Origin of the sequence: Mesorhizobium sp. B264B1B (genome assembly GCF_020165765.1) — a bacterium.
In the GTDB taxonomy this organism is placed as follows: domain Bacteria; phylum Pseudomonadota; class Alphaproteobacteria; order Rhizobiales; family Rhizobiaceae; genus Mesorhizobium.
Map to the genome: position 1 here is coordinate 120,246 of NZ_JAIUIS010000008.1, position 18,400 is coordinate 138,645.

Here is an 18,400-nt window from a genome sequence, read left to right on the forward strand (position 1 = left end):
GGAAATTCGCAGGTTATATAACCGCTCTCCGGCGGTTCCGCAATGTTTTTGGGAAGGCGTTTTTGGGAACGCCCGTCGATCTGGCAACCACACCGGGGCAGATCAATCACGGGCGGCATGAAAATGGTGCCGCGAATATGTTTGGGGTCCAGAAAGACAAAACCCGCCGGACAGGTCCGGCGGGTTCGGAGCCGGCGACGAGCAAGCGTCTGCGGCGGCTCTGCTTTGCGACCCCGCCTTGCGGCGGGGCGGTTCTTGAAGTCAGATCGCCTGGCGGGCGATCTTTTCGATGTCGGCGCGGTTGATGCCGAGATCGCTGAGCTGGCGCGCGTTGAGGCGGTTCAGTTCGCGCACGGTCTCGTTGTACATACGCCAGTTACGGAAAGCGCGGATCGGGTTCATGTCAGTCCTCCAAATGGGGTGTTCGTTTCAATGATGCTCAAATAGTCATCATCGAGCGGCACTTGAATGGCTGATTTTGCATAGCAATGATGCAAATGCTGCATTGCACCATTAAGCTTTTGTTCAGCTTGCAGGCAGGGGCCGGGTCGCGGGTATGAGCCCGCCTCGGCCAGCCGGGCATCGGCAATGTTGCCGTCAGCCGACGTCGAGCACGATCTTGCCGATATGATCGCCTTCCTCCATACGCTCATGCGCCCGCCAGGCATCGGCAAGCGGGAAGATCATGTCCATGACGGGCGCGATCCGGCGCGTGCCGAGCAACGGCCACACCTGCGCTTCGAGCGCGGCTGCCAGCGCCGCCTTGAACTCGACGGTGCGCGGCCTCAGTGTCGAACCGGTATGAACAAGCCGCTTGACCATGATTTTCGAGAAATCGGCGCTCGCCACCGCGCCGCCTTGCAGGGCGATCTGGACGATCCGGCCCTCGACCGCCGCGGCCTCGTAGTTGCGCGCCACATAGTCGCCGCCGACCATGTCGAGGATGACGTCGGCACCCTTGCCGCCCGTCGCTTCCTTGACCGCCGCGACGAAATCCTCCTCGCGGTAGTTGATCGCCCGGTCGGCTCCGAGCTTCAGGCAGGCATCGCATTTCTCCTTGTTGCCGGCCGTAGTGATGACATGGGCACCGAAGGCCGATGCAAGCTGGATCGCCGTTGTGCCGATACCCGAAGAGCCGCCATGAACCAGCAGCGTTTCGCCTTTCTTCAAGCCGCCGCGCTCGAACACATTGTGCCAGACGGTGAAATAGTTTTCCGGCACGGCCGCCGCTTCCGTGTGGGTGAAACCGGCCGGCAGCGGCAGCACGCTGCCGGCATGAACCTTGACATATTCGGCATAGCCGCCGCCGGGGGTGAGCGCGCAGACGCGCTCGCCAAGGCGCCAGCGAGAGATTTCGTCGCCGAGCGCGGCCACTTCGCCCGACGCCTCCAGGCCCGGCAGGTCCGACGCACCGGGCGGCGGCGGATAGGCGCCCTTCCGCTGCTGCACGTCGGGCCTGTTGACGCCGGCGGCGCGCACCTTGATCAATATCTCGCCGGGACCGGGCACAGGCACATCGCGCGTCTCCGGTTTCAGCACCCTGGGCCCACCCGGCTCGGAGATCGCGATGGCCGTCATCCTTGCCGGAATTTTAGATCCGCTCGCCATGAAATCTCCCGTCTTTCCTCGCCGCATTCTTGCCGGCTGTTTGCATCGACGCCCCTGCCCTATGTATGCTCATTGGCAAATCAGGCAAATGGCCAATCGGTATGGCGGAGGAGGAGCACAAATGGCGATCTTCGACGACGAACCCAAGAAGAAGGCGCGTCCGCACGAGATCGGGCAGGACCTGTCGCTGCTCTCCGTCGGCGAGTTGTCGGAACGGATCGGCATCCTGCGTGACGAGATCGCCCGGTTGGAGGCTGAACTCAAGTCGAAGGACAGCACCAAATCCGCGGCCGAGGCGCTGTTCCGCCGCGGATAAGGCCGAAAAGACCCGCCTCCGAAAAGCCCGAATGCGACTGTCTTCAGACTCTGCGTCTCTCCTCGATTTCAGCCGGATCAAAAAATGCTCGCAGCCTACAGACCGATCCTTTCGCTGCTTCGGGGCACCGCCTTCCTTTTGGCAGCGTCGGGATTGCACGGCTTGCTGTTGCCGCTGCGCGGCCAGGTGGAAGGCTTCTCCACCGCATCGCTTGGCCTGATGGGCACAGCCTGGGCCGGCGGCTTCGTCACCGGCTGCTTCTTTGCACCACGTATCGTGCGCCGTGCCGGCCACGTGCGCGCCTTCGGCGCCTTCGCCGCGTCCGGCGCCATCGTTGCGCTGCTCACCGGACTGGTCATCGACGAATATGTCTGGATCCTGTTGCGCGCCTTCACCGGCTTCACCATGGCCGGCGCCTTCATGGTCATCGAAAGCTGGCTGAACGAAAAGGCCACCAACGAGAATCGCGGCACCGTTTTCGGCCTCTATATGATGGTCACCTATGCCTCGATCATGGGCGGGCAGATGATCGTCGCCGGCGGCGACGTGAAATCGGCCTCACTCTTCATGATCACCGGCATCCTGTTCTGCCTGTCACTGATCCCGACCGCGGTATCGACCGCCTCGCACCCCAAGCCGCTCCAGGACGTCAAGCTCGACGTCAAGGGGCTCTACGCCAACTCGCCGGTCTCGGCCATCGCTTGCGTCCTCATCGGCATCGCCAACGGCGCATGGGGCACGCTTGGCGCCGTCTATGGCGCCCGCATCGGCATCTCCACCGCTGAGATCGCCTTGATGATGAGCCTGGTGGTGGTGGCGGGTGCCGCCATGCAGCTTCCGGCCGGGCGTTTCTCCGACAAGACCGACCGGCGCTTCGTGCTGGCGGGTGCCGCTTTCGGCGCTGCGCTGTTCGCGCTCTTGATCTTCCTGTTCGAGCCGCGCTCCGGCGTCTTCGTCATCGTGTTCACCGCCGCCTACGGTGCTTTCGCCTATACGCTCTATTCGATCGCCGTGGCGCATGCCAACGACCACGCCAGTGCCGAGGACTTCGTCAAGGTTTCGGGCGGCCTGCTGCTGCTCTATGGCTTCGGCACCATGATCGGACCCTTGCTGGCGGCCGCCCTGATGGGCTGGATGCGTCCGGAGGGCCTGTTTCTGGCGACCGCCTTCGCGCATCTTTCCCTGGCAGGCTACACGCTGCTGCGCATCAGCCGCCGCGCGCCGGTGCCGATCGAGGACCGCGACGCCTTCAAGACGCAGCCCGCCGACCGTTCGGTGACGCCGGAAGCATTGCGGCTTGACCCAAGAAGAAAAGCAGAAGCAAACGGTTGAGATTCGAAGAACTTTGCCCCACAAATGAGGCATGATGCTTTCCGACGCCTTCATGGCGATCGCCGATCCCAACCGGCGCCATCTCCTGGAAGAACTTCGACGCGGTCCCAAAACCGTTAATCAACTGGCAGCCGGGCTGCCGGTCTCACGTCCGGCCGTATCGCAGCATCTGAAGGTGTTGCTCGATGCCGGCCTTGTCCACGCCAAGGCCGAAGGCACGCGGCGCGTCTATACGGTGAGCAATGCCGGCTTCCTGAAACTCAACATCTGGCTCGACCAATTTTGGGAGACTTGATCGTTCCTGTTCAAACGACCGGTCACGCACCACGATCAGCCATCATTATAGGGGAAGAGCTTGAAATAGGGCTGCGCCTCCTCAATCACCTGGGCGAAGGCCGGCCGCTGCAACAGCCGGTCATGGTAGCGACTCACGGCAGGATATCTGTCGCCGAATGGCTCGACCTTGTTGGCGTAGAACAGGGCCGGCGAGGCCGCGCAATCGGCCATGGTGAAGGCGTCGCCCACAGCCCAGTTCCTCGACGCCATCTCCTGCTCGATGATCGCGTAGGAATTGCGCAACTGGTCGCGCGCCTGTTCGACGCCGAACGGATCGGTCCTACGTTCCGGGCGCAGCCGGTCCCCGACGATCTTCTGCATCGGTTCCTGCACATAGAGATCGTAAAAGCGATCGGCCTGGCGAACCGCGATTGCGAGGTCGATATCGGCGGGAACGAGGTCGACCGGTCCGGGATAGTGCGCGGCCAGATACTCGATGACGAGGGTCGACTCCAGCACGGTGCGGTCGCGCGCATCGTCACGCAAAGCGGGCATCTTGCCCCAGGGCGCTATCTTCAGGAAGGCTGCTCGCGACTGCTCGTCGCCGAGATCGACGATGACGGACGCGAACGGCGTGCCGTTCTCGTAGAGCGCGATCAGCGGCTTCCAGCAAAACGAGGCCAGCGGATGATAGTGAAGCGTCAGGGACATTTTTGCTCACCTGTCTCGGGGTTCACGTCGTCTAGTACCGAAATGTTTACTTAACTATTGCCCAAACTTGTGGCGTCAGGACCGCGCTTTGAGTGCCAATCGGCCCGGATATGAGCAACGATGCCGGCGACGATCACATCCCAATCGTCCGGATGCAGTTCGTGGCCACCGCCTTCAACCCGGAGAAGTTTCGCGCCGGCGACCGCCCCGGCCAGCGCTTCGCCATGCTCGACCGGAAAGATGGGATCGGCCGTACCATGGATGACCAGCAGCGGCGCGTTCATCTCGTGCAGTCGGCCCCTCCATCGGTCACTATCGCCCTTGAGCAGGAAATGATTGGTCGCGCTGAGCAGGCCGGCGGGGCGATCATAGTCCCGCTCGATGAAGGCTTTCATGCGGCCCTCGTCGAAGGGATGTGCTGTGCTGGCGATCGCCTTGGCATCTTTGATCATGAAGTCGATGACCTGACGGCGATCCGACCAGTCAATGTGCGCGCCTTCAGCCGAATGTTTGATATAGGCATCGCTGGTCTGCGGCAGGTACGAGGTGTCCACCCCCATCGGCGAGCTGCTGATCACGGTCAGCGACGCGACGCGGGACGGATGCTTGAGCGCCACGAGCTGCGCGATCATGCCGCCCATCGACATGCCGGCGATATGCGCCTTGTCGAGGCCGTGGCTGTCGAGAACGCCGATCGCATCGTCAGCCATGTCGTCGAACGTGTAGGGCGGCTCTCCCGGCGGGTATTTGGTCGAGCGGCCGGTATCTCGATTATCATAGCGGATTACGAACAGTCCCGCGGCGGCGAGTTTCCGGCAAAACGCCTCCGGCCACCACAGCATTGAGGCCATCGCTCCCATGATCAGCAGCAGAGCGGGGTCGGCGGGGTCGCCAAAGGCTTCGGATATGATAGTGGGGCGTCCGGTCTTCGTCATCGCGTGGCCTCCTCATCTGCTTGCATTTTGCAATCGGTTGCACCATAATAAAACCGATACAATAATGCAACCGGTTTTGGAGAAATCGAATGAACATCGATCGCCGCTCGGGTTGCCCGATCAATCTTTCGCTGGAAGTGTTCGGCGACCGCTGGAGCCTGATCATCCTTCGCGATATGATTTTTGGCGGCAGGCGCCATTTTCGCGAGTTGCTCAACGGGTCGATGGAAGGCATTGCTTCCAACATACTGGCCGACCGGCTGAAGCGGCTGATGGATCTGGGCATGCTGACCAAGGCCGACGATCCTTCGCACAAGCAGAAGGCGATCTACAGCCTGACCGAAATGGCGATCACCCTGGTGCCGATCCTGGCCCATCTCGGCGCCTGGGGCCGCGTCTGGCTGCCGGTCAGCGAGGAATTGTCGATCCGGGCCGAGCTTCTGGAAAAGGGCGGGCCGCCGCTATGGGAGAAATTCATGGGTGAGTTGCGCCACGAGCATCTCGGCACGCCCCTCGATGCAGCGTCCGGCCCCTCTGTACGCGCGACCCTGCAGGCCGCCTATGAGGCCGTGCTCGCCAGCAAGGCTCTCGGCGGCAACCCGGCCGCGTGACCAACTATTTTCCCCGTTGAATGGCCGGCTCTGCTACAAGAGGCCGAAAATCACGTCACGAGATTGGAACAGACTCTTGGTTGAGAACTCTAGGGATACTGCCCGCGCGCGCGCCGATCTGCGCTTCAAGAAGCAGGAGGAAGCGGCCACGGTCCGACAGAAGGCGATGGCCGAGTATGTCGCCGAGAGCGATGCCCGCAAGGTCAAGACCGACAAGCTGCGGGCGCTGCGGCTGGCCAAGGAAGCCGAAGACCTTGCCAACGCGCCGGCAGTGCCCGCCAAGAAGCCCGCCCGCGCCAAGAAGAAGTAGCACGCCGCTCCCGGTTGCTTCGTTGCCGGCCCTGAGCCGGTGGCCGTTGATCGCATTTGGTGGATCGCGGCATAGGCGCGATCCGGATCGGCGCGTTCACCCCGCTTTCCACGAAGCAATTTCAACCGGAACCTGGATTGCCTCGTCCGGCTGGCTGCCGATGATTATCCGTTCAAACAGGAGATCGCCATGACCGCACTGCCGCTCGACAAAGCCCTCGAGATCATCGATGCCGCCTTCACCAAGGGCGCGGAGCTCAAGCTCAGGCCGCTCGGCGTCTCGGTGCTCGACGCCGGCGGCCATCTCGTCGCCTTCCAGCGCCAGGACGGCGCCTCGTTCCTGCGCCCGCAAATGTCGGCCGGCAAGGCCTATGGCGCGCTCGCCATCGGCATGGGCTCGCGCCGCGTCGAGGCCTTCGCCAAGGAGCGCCCGCATCTCATGACCGGCATCTCCGACGTCTCGGGCGGACGCGTGTTGCCGGTCGTGGGCGGCGTGCTGATCCGCGACAAGGCAGGCAGCATCATAGGCGCGGTCGGTATTTCGGGCGACAGCTCGGACAATGACGAAGCCGCCGCCATCGCCGGCATCGAGGCCGCCGGCTTCACCGCCGATCCGGGCTGAGGCTAATTCAGGTTGATATCCCTGCTCGCCGACCGCATCGACACCGAGAAGCCGGCGAGCACGTCGAACAGCGCGATGATCATCAGCGTGAAGAAGACCGAATGCGCGGCGCCCTTGACCAGTAGGAACTCGACCAGGAAGGCCACGAAGACCAGCGTCGACAACAGATGGTCCATGATCGAGGCGTTCGTAGTGCGCGCCGATTTCACGATCTCGACGAAGAGGAAGATGAGCCCGATCAGCACCATAAGGTCGCCGAGCGTCATCGAGAACACCCCGCCGGACATCATGCCGACGGAAAAGACCTCGCTTGCCCAGGGATCGTCACCGCTGCCGAATATTCCGAGCAGCCCGAGATTGTAGAGGACAAAGGGCACGATCAGCAGCGGGACGGCACCGAACATCTGGCGTCTCCATTTGGGGCACCCCTTTGTAGAGTGCGCCACCGGCACGCCGTCAAGAATTTTCGCAGCACGCCCTAAACACGCTAGAAGACCGAATGCAACAACGATGTCAGCCGGTTGTCCGGCCGACATCTTTGAAATTGAGCCGCGGGATGCGTGAACGCGCACCCCGCTCGCGATCAGCGCTTGAAGTAGCCGGCGCGCACGGCCGCGCCGATGACGTTGAGGATGATATGGCCGGCCGTCATCGAGGTGATCTCGTTGACGTCGCGCGCCGGCGCGATCTCGACGATATCCATGCCGACCAGCCTTCCTTTGCCGACCAGCCCCTTGATGAGCTCAATCGTCTGCCGGTAGCTGACGCCGCCCGGCTGTGGCCCCTCGACCGCCGGCATCACCGCCGGATCGAGGCCGTCGGCATCGATGGTGAGATAGTAGCGACCGCCGTCGGGAATTCGCTTCAGGAGCGCGGCGGTGCCGATGTCCTGCCATTCATTGGTGGTGATGATGTTGGCGCCATAGGCGCGGGCGGCCTCGACCTCCTCGGTGCGCGCGCTGCCTTGGCCGCGAACGCCGACTTGGAAAATATCCTTGATATGCGTCATTTCTGAGGCCCGGCGGATGGTGCTGGAATAGCCCTCCTTGACCCCGTTGACGTTGTCACGCCAGTCGAGATGGGCATCGAGCTGGACCAGCGTGATCGGACCCTCGCCGTCAAGCGCCCGGAAGATCGGGATCGGAATGCCGTGGTCGCCGCCGATTGTGATCGGCAGTGCGCCCGCGGCGCGGATCTTGCGGATCGCCGCTTCGGCTCTGCCGTAGTGCCCGACATGATCGGCCGCCGCGCCGGGAACGTCGCCGACGTCTACCACCTTGATGTCCTTGCCGTCGAAGACTGGCCCACCGATGTCGAAATCATAGCGGTCGAGCGCCTGGCTGATCCGCTGCGAGGCGCGCCGCACCGCGGTCGGCGCATTGGTCTGGTCGTTGATCAACTCGTCGATCGTGTAGGGATCGCCATAGGGCATGCCGATGATGGCGACATCGGCCTTCAGCGTGTCGAGATCCTCGACCAGCGGAAACTTCATGAATGTCTGGAAGACATCGCGCGGCGCGGTGGTGAGTTTGGACATGGGGTCTCCTCTGCGTTGAAGCTTTTTTGGATCAGGCGCCACGGCGGGCTGCGAGATGAGGCTGCAGCCTGTGCTCCAGGCTGCGCGAGATCGCTGCCACGAAGGCCGTCAGCCCCCAGTACAGCAATGCGATGGCGGTGAAGATCTCCACCGGCGAGAATGTGCGGCCAATGATGTTCTGGGCCATGTAGGTGAGTTCCGGCACGGTGATCGCCGACAGGATCGCCGATTCCTTGATCAGCGTGATGGTGAGATTGGTGGCCGCGGGCAGGATGTAGCCGAGCACCTGCGGCACCAGGATCTTGCGGAAGATGGTCAGGTAGCGCAGTCCCAGCGCGTAGCCGGCCTCGACCTGGCCGTACGAAATCGACTGGATCGCGCCCCTGATGATCTCGGCCGAATAGGCGCTGGCATAGGCTGACAGCGCGCCGATCGAAACGACCACGGGCGAGAGCCTGACACCGAACATCGGCAAGGCGTAGAACAAAAGGAATATCTGGATCAGGAACGGGATATTGCGGAATATTTCGACATAGGCTGAGACGATCGCCGTCGGCACCCGTCCGCCGCGCAGCCGGATAAGCGCCAGCACGGTGCCGAGCGCGAAGCCGAACGGCAATGCGACAGCGCACATCAGCACCGTGTTGCCGAAGCCCTTGGCGAGGATCTGCCAGTTGTCCGCTATGACGGAAAAATCGAAGGTCATGCGCGTACGCCTTGCGCCTTGCGTTCCAGGCGCTTGGTCAGCACGCTGCATGAGAGCAGCACGACGAAATACAGCACCGCCGCGATGCAGAAGGCCTCGACCGGCCGGTAGGTGACGTTCATGATGTTCTGCGCGGTGCGGGTCAGTTCCACCACCGCGATCACCGACAGGATCGAGGATGCCTTCACCAGCATGGTGAACTCGTTGACCATCGGTGGGATAATGGCGCGGAAGAGCTGCGGCAGGATGACCTTGAACCAGGTCACGGCAGGCTTCAGCCCGAGCGCCTTGGCCGCCTCGTACTGGCCGGCGGGAATGCGCGTCAGCCCGGCGCGCAGGATTTCGGCGACGAAGGCCGCGCTGTTGAAGCTGAGCGCCAGCACGCCGGCCAGGAGCGGCGGCAGGTCGATACCGACGAGGCCCGGCAGCACGTAGTAGACCATGAAGATCTGCACGATCAGCGGCGTGCCTCGGATGAAGCTGGTGTAGACCGCGCCGATCCAGCGGATCACGCGCCAGCGCGACCTGCCACATGCGAGCAGGCCGAAGCCGATCAATGTGCCCACCAGAAACCCCAGCGCCGAGACGCTCAGCGTGATGCCGGCGCCGGCCAGGAATTCCGGCAGGAAGGTCAGCGTCTTTGAAAAATGGAACATTTTTCAGCTCGAATGATCCCTGGACGTCCGGGCCATCCGAGACCGGCGCGTCCAATGACTGGAACCACCGGTCCGGCAGCGCCGGGCGCCTGGTTGGGGGCTTAGAGCGCGCCAGGCGGCAGATAACCCTCGTCGGGCGTCTTCATCTCGAACCCGAACCATTTGAGCTGAAGCTCCTTCAGCTTGCCGCTGTCCTTCAAGTCGCCGATTTTGGCGTTGATGAAGGCGCGCAGATCCTTGTCCTCCGGCCGCACCACCCAGGAGAGATAGGAGAATTCGCCGATCGAGCCGACGACCTTGTAGGTATCGGGAACGTTCTTCATCAGAACGGCCGCCGAAGGCGAGGCGATGACGATGGCGTCGACCTGGCCGGAGGCCAGAGCGACATGGGTCTCGGGGAAGGAGGTGAACAGCTTCATCTCGCCGACACCCTTGCCGCCTTTATCCTTGAGCTCCTTGTCATAGGCCTCGATGATGGGCTGCACGGAGGAGGCGAGTTGCGTGGCCACCACCATGCCGTTGATGTCCTCCGGCTTCTTGATGCGCTCCTCGTCGACGCGCACGACGACGACGTTCTCGAACGAACCGGTCGGCCGCGTATAGGCGTATTTCGCCGCCCGCTCGGCGTTGATGCCGGTCGAGGTCGCCATCAGGTCGAACTTCTTGGCCAGCAGCCCTGGCAGCAAGCCTTGGAAAGGCAGGTTGAGCTGGTCGAGCTTCACGCCGAGCTGGCTGACCACATAGTCGAGAATGTCCTTGTTATAGCCGACGATCTGGCCGTCGCGGACGAATTCGAACGGCTCGAACGCGGCCTCGGTTCCGACGAGGATGGTGCCGCGCTGCTTGATTTGGTCGACCAGCCCATCGGCATGGGCGGTGGCAGCGAACGGCAGGAGGAGCGGCGCGGCGGCAAGAAGGGTCAGGACGCGGCGGCGCGAAGCGGAAAGAAACTCACCCATTGTTACCCTCTTTTTTCTTCGGTTTTGCTGTGCTGGTAAGCCCGGCCGCTATGCTTGAAGACGCGACCGATCATGTAGCTCTCGGAATCCTTGATCCCGGGAACGTTGGCCAGTTCACTGACGAGGAAATCGTGCAGGCTGGTCGTGGATGGCAAAGTGAGCTGGATGATGATGTCGAACGGCCCGGTCATGGCGTAGACGCTGTCGACGAACGAGTATTCCGACAGTTTTCGAGCAACGCTGATGATGTGCTCGCGGTCGACGTCGAGCCCGACAATGGCCGCAATGCCGACATCGCTGCGCAAAGGGCGCACGACCGCCTGGATGCAGATATCCGGGTCCTCGAGCACACGGGCCATTTTCCGCCGCACCGTCGCTTCGGTGACGCCGATGCGCTTGGCGATATCCACACTCGACATCCGCCCATCGACTTTGAGTTGGGAAAGGACGGCCTGCTCGGTATCGTCGAGATCACTTGTGCTGACGAAATCCCACATCGAATTCCCAATCTGTGTCGATTTCCGACTATAAATTCAAAAATCGCATAAGAAACCGTCTATGGCAATCCCACAGATTGCGAAAAACACCAGCGACGCTGCCTCCGGCGATTGCCGCGCATCGGGCTCACGGTTCGATCATTGGGAAAAGTCGTGTCGACCGAGTCGAAGGCGATGTGCGGTATGCAATCGGCCATGCCTCGAGGATGCACGATGAGGCGGCGTCCGGGCCGATCGGAGATCAAGGCCTGGAGACGCAGCTACGCTGTCGGTCGTCGGTCCCGCCAGACGCAAAAAGACCGGCCAGCGGCCGGTCTTTTTAGCTCAAACATCAGGAAAGCTGGTCTCAGCTTTCCTTGGGCGTCAGCACCTGGCGGCCGCGATACATGCCGGTCTTCAGGTCGATATGGTGCGGGCGGCGCATTTCGCCGGAGTTCTTGTCCTCGACATAGGTCGGGGCCTTGAGGGCGTCTGCCGAGCGGCGCATGCCGCGCTTGGACGGAGAGGTTTTTCGTTTCGGAACGGCCATGGATATGCTCCACTACATGGTCAAAAGCCCCGCCCGCCCTCGTGAAAGGGCCGTGTCAGGGGCCGGAATCTGAGAAAGTCGGGTGCCTATACACGCCCGGTGCCGTTTTGGCCAGCGCTGCCCGCGAATTTTTTTATGTCGGCTACTGGAGGCAGCCGACATAAGCGCCGGATCGGCCGGCGCGCCGCTCGATCAGGTTGGCCAGCCTCCTCAGCCCCGGCCCGGGCTTGGCCGGGTTGCGGGCGATCGGATTTGGCAAGCTGACGGCAAGCAGCGCGGCCTGACGGCGCGACAGCTGTTTTGCCGAAATACCGAAATGGTGCCGCGCCGCCGCCTCGATGCCGTATATGCCCGGCCCCCACTCGGCGATGTTGAGGTAGATTTCCATGATGCGCCGCTTCGACATCACCGCGTCGAGATACACGGCCAGCGGCAACTCGACCACTTTACGAACCGTGCCCAGCGGACGAGACCACAAAAACAGGTTCTTCACCGTCTGCATGGTGATGGTCGAGGCGCCGCGCGTCCCCTCGCCGGCCAGCGCGTCGTCGACGACACCCCGCAATTCGCCGAGGTCGACGCCGCGATGGAAACAGAACTGTCCGTCCTCCGACATGATCACCGAATTGGCCAGCACCGGTGCCACGTCGTCGATCGACACCCAGCGGCGGTCATAGCCGGAGAAGGTGGCAAGATCCTTCAGCATCAGCGTCGACACCGGATGCACGAAAGACGGCAGATAGAGAAAGGTCAGCACCGTAGGGATAAGCGCCAGCACGGCAGCCACGACGATACCGCGCCGGACCCAGCGTTTGAGAGCACGACGGTTCACGCCACGGGATCTCGTCGCCATGTCCAGCTTTTCGGTTTCATGATCGACGATCGGTTCCGCCAAGTCGCCCAACCCGTGTCTCTCCCTCCCCCGGCATAATGGCGCTTGTCTTCTTGCGCAACGTCTGAGTGTCGGCTACCGGTCCGGGCCATGACGAATGACGATGAAATGGCGTTCGAAACGGCGCTCGTCGCACGGGCCGCCGCCGTCGAGACGTTGCTGCGGCGATTGCTCGACGACCGCGCGCTCACGGGCGAGATCGCGCGGCCCGAGCGCCTTATGGCGGCGATGCGGCACGGCGTGCTCAACGGCGGTAAGCGCCTGCGCCCCTTTCTGGTGATGGAAAGCGCGGCCCTGTTTTCCGCCGACGGCGAAGCGGCACTGCGCGTGGCGGCCGCACTGGAATGCGTGCACTGCTATTCGCTGATCCATGACGACCTGCCGGCGATGGACGACGACGATCTGCGCCGCGGCCAGCCTACCGTGCACAGGGCCTTCGACGAGGCGACTGCCATCCTCGCCGGCGACGCCCTGCTGACGCTTGCCTTCGACATCCTCGCCGACGAGACTACGGCGCTGCCGGCGGAGCGGCGGGCCGCCCTTGTGCTGGCGCTCGCCCGCGCCGCCGGGGCCGGCGGCATGGTCGGCGGCCAGACGCTGGACCTCGAGGCCGAGCGCATCGCGCCGGACGAGGCCGGGATCATCCGGCTGCAGGCGATGAAGACCGGTGCGCTGATCCGCTTTGGCTGCGAGGCGGGCGCGGTCGTCGCCGGCGTGCCTGCCGGGGACCGCGAAAGACTGGCCGAGTTCGGCTCGGCGATCGGGCTTGCCTTCCAGCTTGCCGACGATCTTCTCGATTTGACCGCGGATGCCGCACAGATGGGCAAGGCGACGGGCAAGGACGCCGCCGCCGGCAAGGCAACGCTGGTGGCGCTGCACGGGGAGGCATGGGCACGCGCCCAGTTGCATGGCCTTGTCCATCAGGCGCATGCGCTGCTCGAACCCTATGGCGAGCAGGCTGGCCTGCTGAAGGCAGCCGCGACCTTCGTGGCGACGCGCAACAATTGAGATCGGGGCAGACCCCGAGGCTTGGCGTGAAGGTTTCTGTTTAACGGGCCAATCGGGAGGATCAGGTTCGATGTCGACCAAATTGTTCGATCTCAGCGGGCGCACCGCCCTCGTAACCGGCTCCTCGCAAGGCATAGGCTTCGCCTTGGCCAAGGGTTTGGCCGAAGCCGGCGCCAGGGTGATCCTCAACGGCCGTGACGAGGCAAGGCTCGCCACCGCGATCAGGCAGATTCCCGGAGCGGAAAAGCTGGCCTTCGATGCTACCGATCATGAAGCGGTTCGCTCGGCGGTCGACGGTTTCGAACTGGACGGCGGAGCGATCGACATTTTGGTGAACAATGCCGGCATGCAATTCCGCGCGCCGCTCGAGGAGTTTCCCGCCGATGCGTTCGAGCGCCTGCTGCAGACCAACGTCGCCAGCGTCTTCCATGTCGGCCAGGCCGTGGCGCGCCATATGATCAGGCGCGGCCGCGGCAAGATCATCAACATCGCCAGCGTGCAGACCGCGCTCGCCCGTCCGGGCATCGCGCCCTACACGGCGACGAAAGGCGCGGTCGGCAACCTGACCAAGGGCATGGCTACGGATTGGGCCAAACATGGCCTGCAATGCAATGCCGTTGCACCCGGCTATTTCGATACGCCGCTCAACGCTGCCCTTGTCGCCGACCCTGCGTTCAGCACCTGGCTGGAAAAGCGCACGCCAGCCGGCCGCTGGGGAAAGGTCGAGGAACTGGTCGGCGCCTGCGTCTTCCTGGCCAGCGAGGCCTCCTCTTTCGTAAACGGCCATATTCTCTATGTGGACGGCGGCATCACAGCGTCGATCTGATCCGCCGCGCCGAACAGGCAGGCGCGCCAAATGCTGCCCGATCGATAACCGGTTGACGCGGAGCTGACATCACTCGTGGCAGCATTCCGCTGTTCGAAGATACGCGGCTGCGGTGGTCTCACTCCCGGCCAGAGCGTTTGGGGACCTTGCGTTTCGGGAACAATTGCACCCGTCGCGACGTTCGGGACCAGAAGCAGGAGGCAACCCATGAACGACAACAAGCATCGCAAACAGCCGAGGCCAAGCGATCGCGACTTGCGCAACGATCCCGGCATCGGCGCATCCAAAGGCACCATCAAGGGTGGCGACATTCTTGACGACGACGAGGAACTCGATGGCGAAAATACTTTTCGGGGCGATGTCGAGAACGACACCACCCCGCAAGGCGGTGTGAACCCCGACCAGACCGGCCGGACGAACAAATAGAGGGAGATATCCCATGACCGGCAAGAAGACCCACGAACAGCAGGTGCAAATCATCGAGGAGCGGGTGAACACCAAGAATGCGGACAAGAATTTCAACGCCGAGGACGAACTGAAGCGGTCGAAGCAGGAAAGAACGGCTCGCCAGCAGGGCCAGTCGCTCAGGGGCGGCGACGTCGATCTGGTCGATGCCGATGACCGTGAAATGCTTCGCGGCTCGAACCAGGAATCCCGGCATCACAAACGGCCCGCGGATTGAAATAATATCCGAAGCTTGACCGTCCCTTGAAGTGGCCGCGGCCCTTCATCTCGGCGCAGCCGGCAGGCTACATGGGAGGCTGCGGGAATCCGAAATTCTCGGTCGCCAGAACGAAATCTTAATGTAAATCAAGCGTAATCCCGACCGTTAAAATAATGCGTATGTGTTGGGGTTGCGCATGCCGGAATATTCTTCCTTCATACGGTCCATCCGGAGCCGTTATCTCTCGGGATTGCTGATCTTCGCGTTGGCTTCGCTCGCGATCATGCTCGCACTTGATCGCGTCAATTCCTTCCGCCACCAGATCGATGCCCTGAGCAGCAACCTTGTCATCTTTACCCGCGATCTGCGCAACGCGACCAGCTTCGCCGAGACGACGGGAACCGCCTGGCGAGCGGAGACGCGCGATGCGCTGACCGCGTCGGCGCGCGGCCATTCGGAACGCCTGACCAGCGAGATTGGGACGCTTGCGGCCCAGATCGCTGCATTGCGTCCACGCCTGTCGACAAAGACGATCAACGAGCTCGAATCCGCTTCGGTCAATGGCGACCTGTTCTGGTCTCCGCGCGACATGATTCGAAACTTCAACCTGATGTCGGTGGCGCAGAAGGTCGATGAGTGGAGCTATCGCGAAATCCGCAACCAGAACGACCTGTTTGCCCAGCCGATGCTGGTCCGCGTCCGCACCGCCATGGACGACGAGCGCCATTTGGCCGACGCCTCCAGTGACCGGCTGCTGCTGTGGGCGAGCGGATTGCTGTTCGCGGTGCTCTCCATCGCCGCTTTCTGGATCTTCCGGCCGATGGAGCAAGCCATCCGCCGCGCCTTCGCCGAATCCGCCGAGTCGCTGTTCAAGGCCGAGGCGGCCGACCGCGCCAAATCGGAATTCCTCGCCAATATGAGCCACGAAATCCGCACGCCGATGAACGGCGTGCTCGGCATGGCCGAGCTGCTGGCCAAGACCGAGCTGACCGCGCGCCAGAAGACCTTCACCGACGTCATCGTCAAATCCGGCAATGCGCTGCTCACCATCATCAACGACATCCTCGATTTCTCCAAGATCAATGCCGGCCAGCTCACGCTCGACCCGGCGCCGTTCCGCCTTGCCGAGGCGGTCGAGGATGTGGCCACGCTCGTCTCCGCCCATGTCGCCGAAAAGAACCTCGAACTGATCGTGCGCGTCGACCCGCGCCTGCCGGCCTACGTCGTCGGCGACGCCGGGCGGTTCCGCCAGATTGTCACCAACCTGCTCGGCAACGCGGTGAAGTTCACCGAGAAGGGCCATGTGCTGATCGACGTCGGCGGCGAAACCGTCAATGACGTCGTCCAGCTCAAGTTGCGCGTCGAGGACACCGGCATCGGCATCCCGGCCGAAAAGTTGCAGAACGTGTTCGAAAAATTCGCCCAGGTCGACGGCTCCTCGACCCGCCGTCACGAGGGCACCGGCCTTGGTCTCGCCATCGCCGCCCGCCTCGTCGACCTGATGGCCGGCAAGATTGGCGTCGAGAGCGAGATCGGCCGCGGCTCCGTATTCTGGTTCGCGGTGCCCCTGCCCGTGCATCGTGCCGAGGCTCGCGACGAGATCGTGCCGGTCGACGTCACCGGCGCCCGCGTTCTGGTCATCGACGACAATCCGGTCAACCGCGAGATCCTGCTCGAACAGCTCAGGAGCTGGAGCTTCGACTGCGCCGCCGCCGAAAGCGGTGCGGTCGGCTTGGCTTTCCTCGACCGCGCCTGCCAGCTGGGGGCCGCCGTCGATTGCATCATCCTCGATTACCAGATGCCCGGTATGAACGGCGCCGATGTCGCGAAAGCCATCGCCGCCGACAGCCGGCTGTCGGCCATACCGGTCGTGCTCCTGACCTCGGTCGACCAGGTCGATTTCGGCAAGATGATCATTGATTTCGGCATTGCCGCGCACCTGACCAAGCCGGCGCGCTCCGCGGTCCTGCTCGGCACCGTCATCTCGGTCGTCCAGAAAGCCCGCTCGCAGGTCGGCAGGGCGCAGTTCGTTCGCGAACCCGTACCGGCGCTGCCGCAGGCGGCGCCGCCCGCCTTTACCGTCATCCGCGGCCCGGCAATGCCAGCCGTCCCCGTGCCGGAACCGACGGTCGCGCCGAATGGTCCGATCGACATCCTCATCGCCGAGGACAACGAGGTGAACCAGCTGGTGTTCGGCCAGATTCTCAACGGGTTGGGCTTGAGCTATCGTATAGCCGGCAACGGCCGCACGGCGGTCGAGATGTACCGCTCGTTGCGCCCGAGGCTGATCCTGATGGACGTCTCCATGCCGGAGATGAACGGTTACGAGGCGACCCGCGCCATCCGGGCGACGGAGGCCTCGGATGGCAGCCACATTCCGATCATCGGCGTCACCGCGCATGCGCTGAAGGGCGACCGCGACAAGTGCATCGAAGCCGGCATGGACGACTATCTGCCGAAGCCGGTTTCACCCGACCGCCTCGGCGCCAAGATCGGCACCTGGCTCAGCGAAACGGTGGTGGCGAAGACGGCATAGCTATACCGTCGACGCCTCGGACGCCGCATCCAGATGATAACGGCGCATCCAGTTGAGGCTTGTCTCGTCGGCAAGCCTTGCGACGCCGGGTCTTATATCCCCAGCATCCGGTGCCTGAACCCCCAAGGCGTCGCAAACGGACGCCAACGTTGCAACCGGATCGCTCGACAGGCGCTCATAGCCGATCCGCAGCGGGATTACCTCTTGCTCCGCGAACCACATGTTCCAGGCAGCGTCATAAGCTCCGAGCTCGGCAACCTCATCCTTGATCCGCCCGAAATCATATTGAGGTTCCCGGGGAGGCCCCACCCTTTCCAGCTCGGTTCCATCAGGAGCGACATGCCAAAGGCCGGTTTGCTGCGCCTTGACCAGCGATACGGCCTGCGCAAGCTTGTCCTCGCGTGACAGATGTATGTAGAGAACACGGCCAAACGCCCTCTCGAAACGAGCTTTATCCGAGACAAGCCCCGGGAAAATCCGGTCGAGTATCGCTGAAAGCTCATCCAGATTCTCTCGCATCAGGCGCAGGCCGAAAATACCGGTCCCATCCTTGCCGGCGGCGATGGCCGCATTGAGATAGGCGGCATTGAATTCGAGTTCGCCCATCGTGTCGCGGCCGGGCAGCCCCCACTCTTCGGCCCATTCGGGCACGTCCTGCCGCCGATAGAACGAATGAGGATCGCCCGCCGCCTTCGTGGAGGCCAGGAGTTTGCACAGCAAAGTGCTTCCGGTCCTGGGCGTGCCGCAGATAATATATGCGTCGACCATCCTGCGGCCCTCATTGCTCGTCGAAGGCAGGGCAATGCCGGCCAATCCAGGGTCGCCTATAGCCGCGGCCGGCATTTTTTATCGCCCCTTCACCCGCAACGA

Annotated in this window: 24 protein-coding genes; 11 read left to right on the forward strand and 13 right to left on the reverse strand. The window is 63.0% G+C overall.

Annotated features, from left to right (window positions below):
• Positions 1 to 261 precede the first annotated feature (261 nt).
• The gene (locus LB547_RS17965; protein WP_140500528.1) at positions 262 to 402 is read right to left on the reverse strand and encodes a DUF1127 domain-containing protein; all 141 of its coding nucleotides are present in this window, start codon (positions 400 to 402) and stop codon (positions 262 to 264) included.
• A gap of 195 nt (positions 403 to 597) precedes the next feature.
• A complete protein-coding gene (locus LB547_RS17970; RefSeq protein WP_140500527.1) occupies positions 598 to 1,608 on the reverse strand; it encodes an NAD(P)H-quinone oxidoreductase in 1,011 nt (336 codons plus the stop codon).
• 121 nt (positions 1,609 to 1,729) lie between these two features.
• Here LB547_RS17970 and LB547_RS17975 point away from each other — a divergent pair, with 121 nt between their 5' ends.
• The 3 genes from LB547_RS17975 to LB547_RS17985 all read left to right on the forward strand — a co-directional run bounded on the left by LB547_RS17975 (position 1,730) and on the right by LB547_RS17985 (position 3,551).
• Entirely contained in the window at positions 1,730 to 1,924 is a 195-nt protein-coding gene (locus LB547_RS17975; RefSeq protein WP_140500525.1) for a DUF1192 domain-containing protein, read from the forward strand.
• Positions 1,925 to 2,008: 84 nt separating this feature from the next.
• The gene (locus LB547_RS17980) at positions 2,009 to 3,256 is read left to right on the forward strand and encodes an MFS transporter (protein ID WP_140500523.1); all 1,248 of its coding nucleotides are present in this window, start codon (positions 2,009 to 2,011) and stop codon (positions 3,254 to 3,256) included.
• Between the two features lie 31 nt (positions 3,257 to 3,287).
• Positions 3,288 to 3,551: an ArsR/SmtB family transcription factor gene (locus LB547_RS17985; protein ID WP_140500522.1), complete on the forward strand. Its 264-nt coding sequence runs from the start codon at positions 3,288 to 3,290 to the stop codon at positions 3,549 to 3,551.
• 35 nt (positions 3,552 to 3,586) lie between these two features.
• On the opposite strand, the gene LB547_RS17990 is transcribed toward LB547_RS17985, so the two are convergent.
• Together LB547_RS17990 and LB547_RS17995 are read right to left on the reverse strand one after the other, a co-directional pair.
• Positions 3,587 to 4,243, reverse strand: coding sequence for a glutathione S-transferase family protein (locus tag LB547_RS17990; protein WP_140517605.1), 657 nt, complete (start codon positions 4,241 to 4,243; stop codon positions 3,587 to 3,589).
• A gap of 50 nt (positions 4,244 to 4,293) precedes the next feature.
• Positions 4,294 to 5,178, reverse strand: coding sequence for an alpha/beta fold hydrolase (locus LB547_RS17995; RefSeq protein ID WP_140759291.1), 885 nt, complete (start codon positions 5,176 to 5,178; stop codon positions 4,294 to 4,296).
• 89 nt (positions 5,179 to 5,267) lie between these two features.
• Between LB547_RS17995 and LB547_RS18000 the strand changes: the two genes are divergently transcribed.
• From LB547_RS18000 to LB547_RS18010, 3 genes are all read left to right on the forward strand, one after another.
• Entirely contained in the window at positions 5,268 to 5,789 is a 522-nt protein-coding gene (locus LB547_RS18000) for a winged helix-turn-helix transcriptional regulator (RefSeq protein ID WP_140676875.1), read from the forward strand.
• Positions 5,790 to 5,865: 76 nt separating this feature from the next.
• Positions 5,866 to 6,099, forward strand: a complete 234-nt coding sequence (locus LB547_RS18005; protein ID WP_140500515.1) for a hypothetical protein — start codon at positions 5,866 to 5,868, stop codon at positions 6,097 to 6,099.
• A 189-nt stretch (positions 6,100 to 6,288) separates the two neighbouring features.
• Positions 6,289 to 6,720, forward strand: a complete 432-nt coding sequence (locus tag LB547_RS18010) for a GlcG/HbpS family heme-binding protein (RefSeq protein WP_140562417.1) — start codon at positions 6,289 to 6,291, stop codon at positions 6,718 to 6,720.
• 2 nt (positions 6,721 to 6,722) lie between these two features.
• Here LB547_RS18010 and LB547_RS18015 read toward each other — a convergent pair whose 3' ends face one another.
• From LB547_RS18015 to LB547_RS18050, 8 genes are all read right to left on the reverse strand, one after another.
• Positions 6,723 to 7,124: a hypothetical protein gene (locus tag LB547_RS18015; RefSeq protein ID WP_140500511.1), complete on the reverse strand. Its 402-nt coding sequence runs from the start codon at positions 7,122 to 7,124 to the stop codon at positions 6,723 to 6,725.
• 179 nt (positions 7,125 to 7,303) lie between these two features.
• On the reverse strand, positions 7,304 to 8,257 hold the full coding sequence (locus LB547_RS18020; protein ID WP_140759289.1) for an agmatinase: 954 nt from the start codon (positions 8,255 to 8,257) through the stop codon (positions 7,304 to 7,306).
• A gap of 31 nt (positions 8,258 to 8,288) precedes the next feature.
• Positions 8,289 to 8,963, reverse strand: coding sequence for an amino acid ABC transporter permease (locus tag LB547_RS18025; RefSeq protein ID WP_181177960.1), 675 nt, complete (start codon positions 8,961 to 8,963; stop codon positions 8,289 to 8,291).
• Positions 8,960 to 9,619: an amino acid ABC transporter permease gene (locus LB547_RS18030; protein ID WP_140568180.1), complete on the reverse strand. Its 660-nt coding sequence runs from the start codon at positions 9,617 to 9,619 to the stop codon at positions 8,960 to 8,962. Before LB547_RS18030 ends, LB547_RS18025 begins: the two co-directional genes overlap by 4 nt.
• Before the next feature lie 101 nt (positions 9,620 to 9,720).
• Positions 9,721 to 10,578 carry a transporter substrate-binding domain-containing protein gene (locus LB547_RS18035; protein WP_140517600.1) on the reverse strand — a complete coding sequence of 286 codons (858 nt, stop codon included), beginning with the start codon at positions 10,576 to 10,578 and terminating at the stop codon, positions 9,721 to 9,723.
• 2 nt (positions 10,579 to 10,580) lie between these two features.
• On the reverse strand, positions 10,581 to 11,075 hold the full coding sequence (locus tag LB547_RS18040; RefSeq protein WP_140500504.1) for an Lrp/AsnC family transcriptional regulator: 495 nt from the start codon (positions 11,073 to 11,075) through the stop codon (positions 10,581 to 10,583).
• A gap of 346 nt (positions 11,076 to 11,421) precedes the next feature.
• Complete coding sequence (gene rpmF, locus LB547_RS18045; protein ID WP_008834724.1) at positions 11,422 to 11,604, reverse strand: 50S ribosomal protein L32; 183 nt, start codon at positions 11,602 to 11,604, stop codon at positions 11,422 to 11,424.
• Positions 11,605 to 11,746: 142 nt separating this feature from the next.
• Positions 11,747 to 12,508, reverse strand: a complete 762-nt coding sequence (locus tag LB547_RS18050; RefSeq protein ID WP_140500502.1) for a transglycosylase domain-containing protein — start codon at positions 12,506 to 12,508, stop codon at positions 11,747 to 11,749.
• A 78-nt stretch (positions 12,509 to 12,586) separates the two neighbouring features.
• Between LB547_RS18050 and LB547_RS18055 the strand changes: the two genes are divergently transcribed.
• The 5 genes from LB547_RS18055 to LB547_RS18075 all read left to right on the forward strand — a co-directional run bounded on the left by LB547_RS18055 (position 12,587) and on the right by LB547_RS18075 (position 17,530).
• Positions 12,587 to 13,504: a polyprenyl synthetase family protein gene (locus tag LB547_RS18055; RefSeq protein ID WP_140500501.1), complete on the forward strand. Its 918-nt coding sequence runs from the start codon at positions 12,587 to 12,589 to the stop codon at positions 13,502 to 13,504.
• Between the two features lie 70 nt (positions 13,505 to 13,574).
• The gene (locus tag LB547_RS18060) at positions 13,575 to 14,330 is read left to right on the forward strand and encodes an SDR family oxidoreductase (RefSeq protein WP_140500499.1); all 756 of its coding nucleotides are present in this window, start codon (positions 13,575 to 13,577) and stop codon (positions 14,328 to 14,330) included.
• A 207-nt stretch (positions 14,331 to 14,537) separates the two neighbouring features.
• Positions 14,538 to 14,756 carry a hypothetical protein gene (locus LB547_RS18065; RefSeq protein WP_140517598.1) on the forward strand — a complete coding sequence of 73 codons (219 nt, stop codon included), beginning with the start codon at positions 14,538 to 14,540 and terminating at the stop codon, positions 14,754 to 14,756.
• A gap of 13 nt (positions 14,757 to 14,769) precedes the next feature.
• The gene (locus tag LB547_RS18070) at positions 14,770 to 15,012 is read left to right on the forward strand and encodes a hypothetical protein (protein ID WP_140500496.1); all 243 of its coding nucleotides are present in this window, start codon (positions 14,770 to 14,772) and stop codon (positions 15,010 to 15,012) included.
• Positions 15,013 to 15,190: 178 nt separating this feature from the next.
• Positions 15,191 to 17,530, forward strand: coding sequence for a response regulator (locus tag LB547_RS18075; protein WP_140625009.1), 2,340 nt, complete (start codon positions 15,191 to 15,193; stop codon positions 17,528 to 17,530).
• Here the strand turns inward: LB547_RS18075 and LB547_RS18080 are convergent, their stop codons facing one another.
• The gene (locus LB547_RS18080; protein WP_224655905.1) at positions 17,531 to 18,343 is read right to left on the reverse strand and encodes a Stf0 family sulfotransferase; all 813 of its coding nucleotides are present in this window, start codon (positions 18,341 to 18,343) and stop codon (positions 17,531 to 17,533) included. It abuts the gene before it with no gap.
• Positions 18,344 to 18,400: the final 57 nt, after the last annotated feature.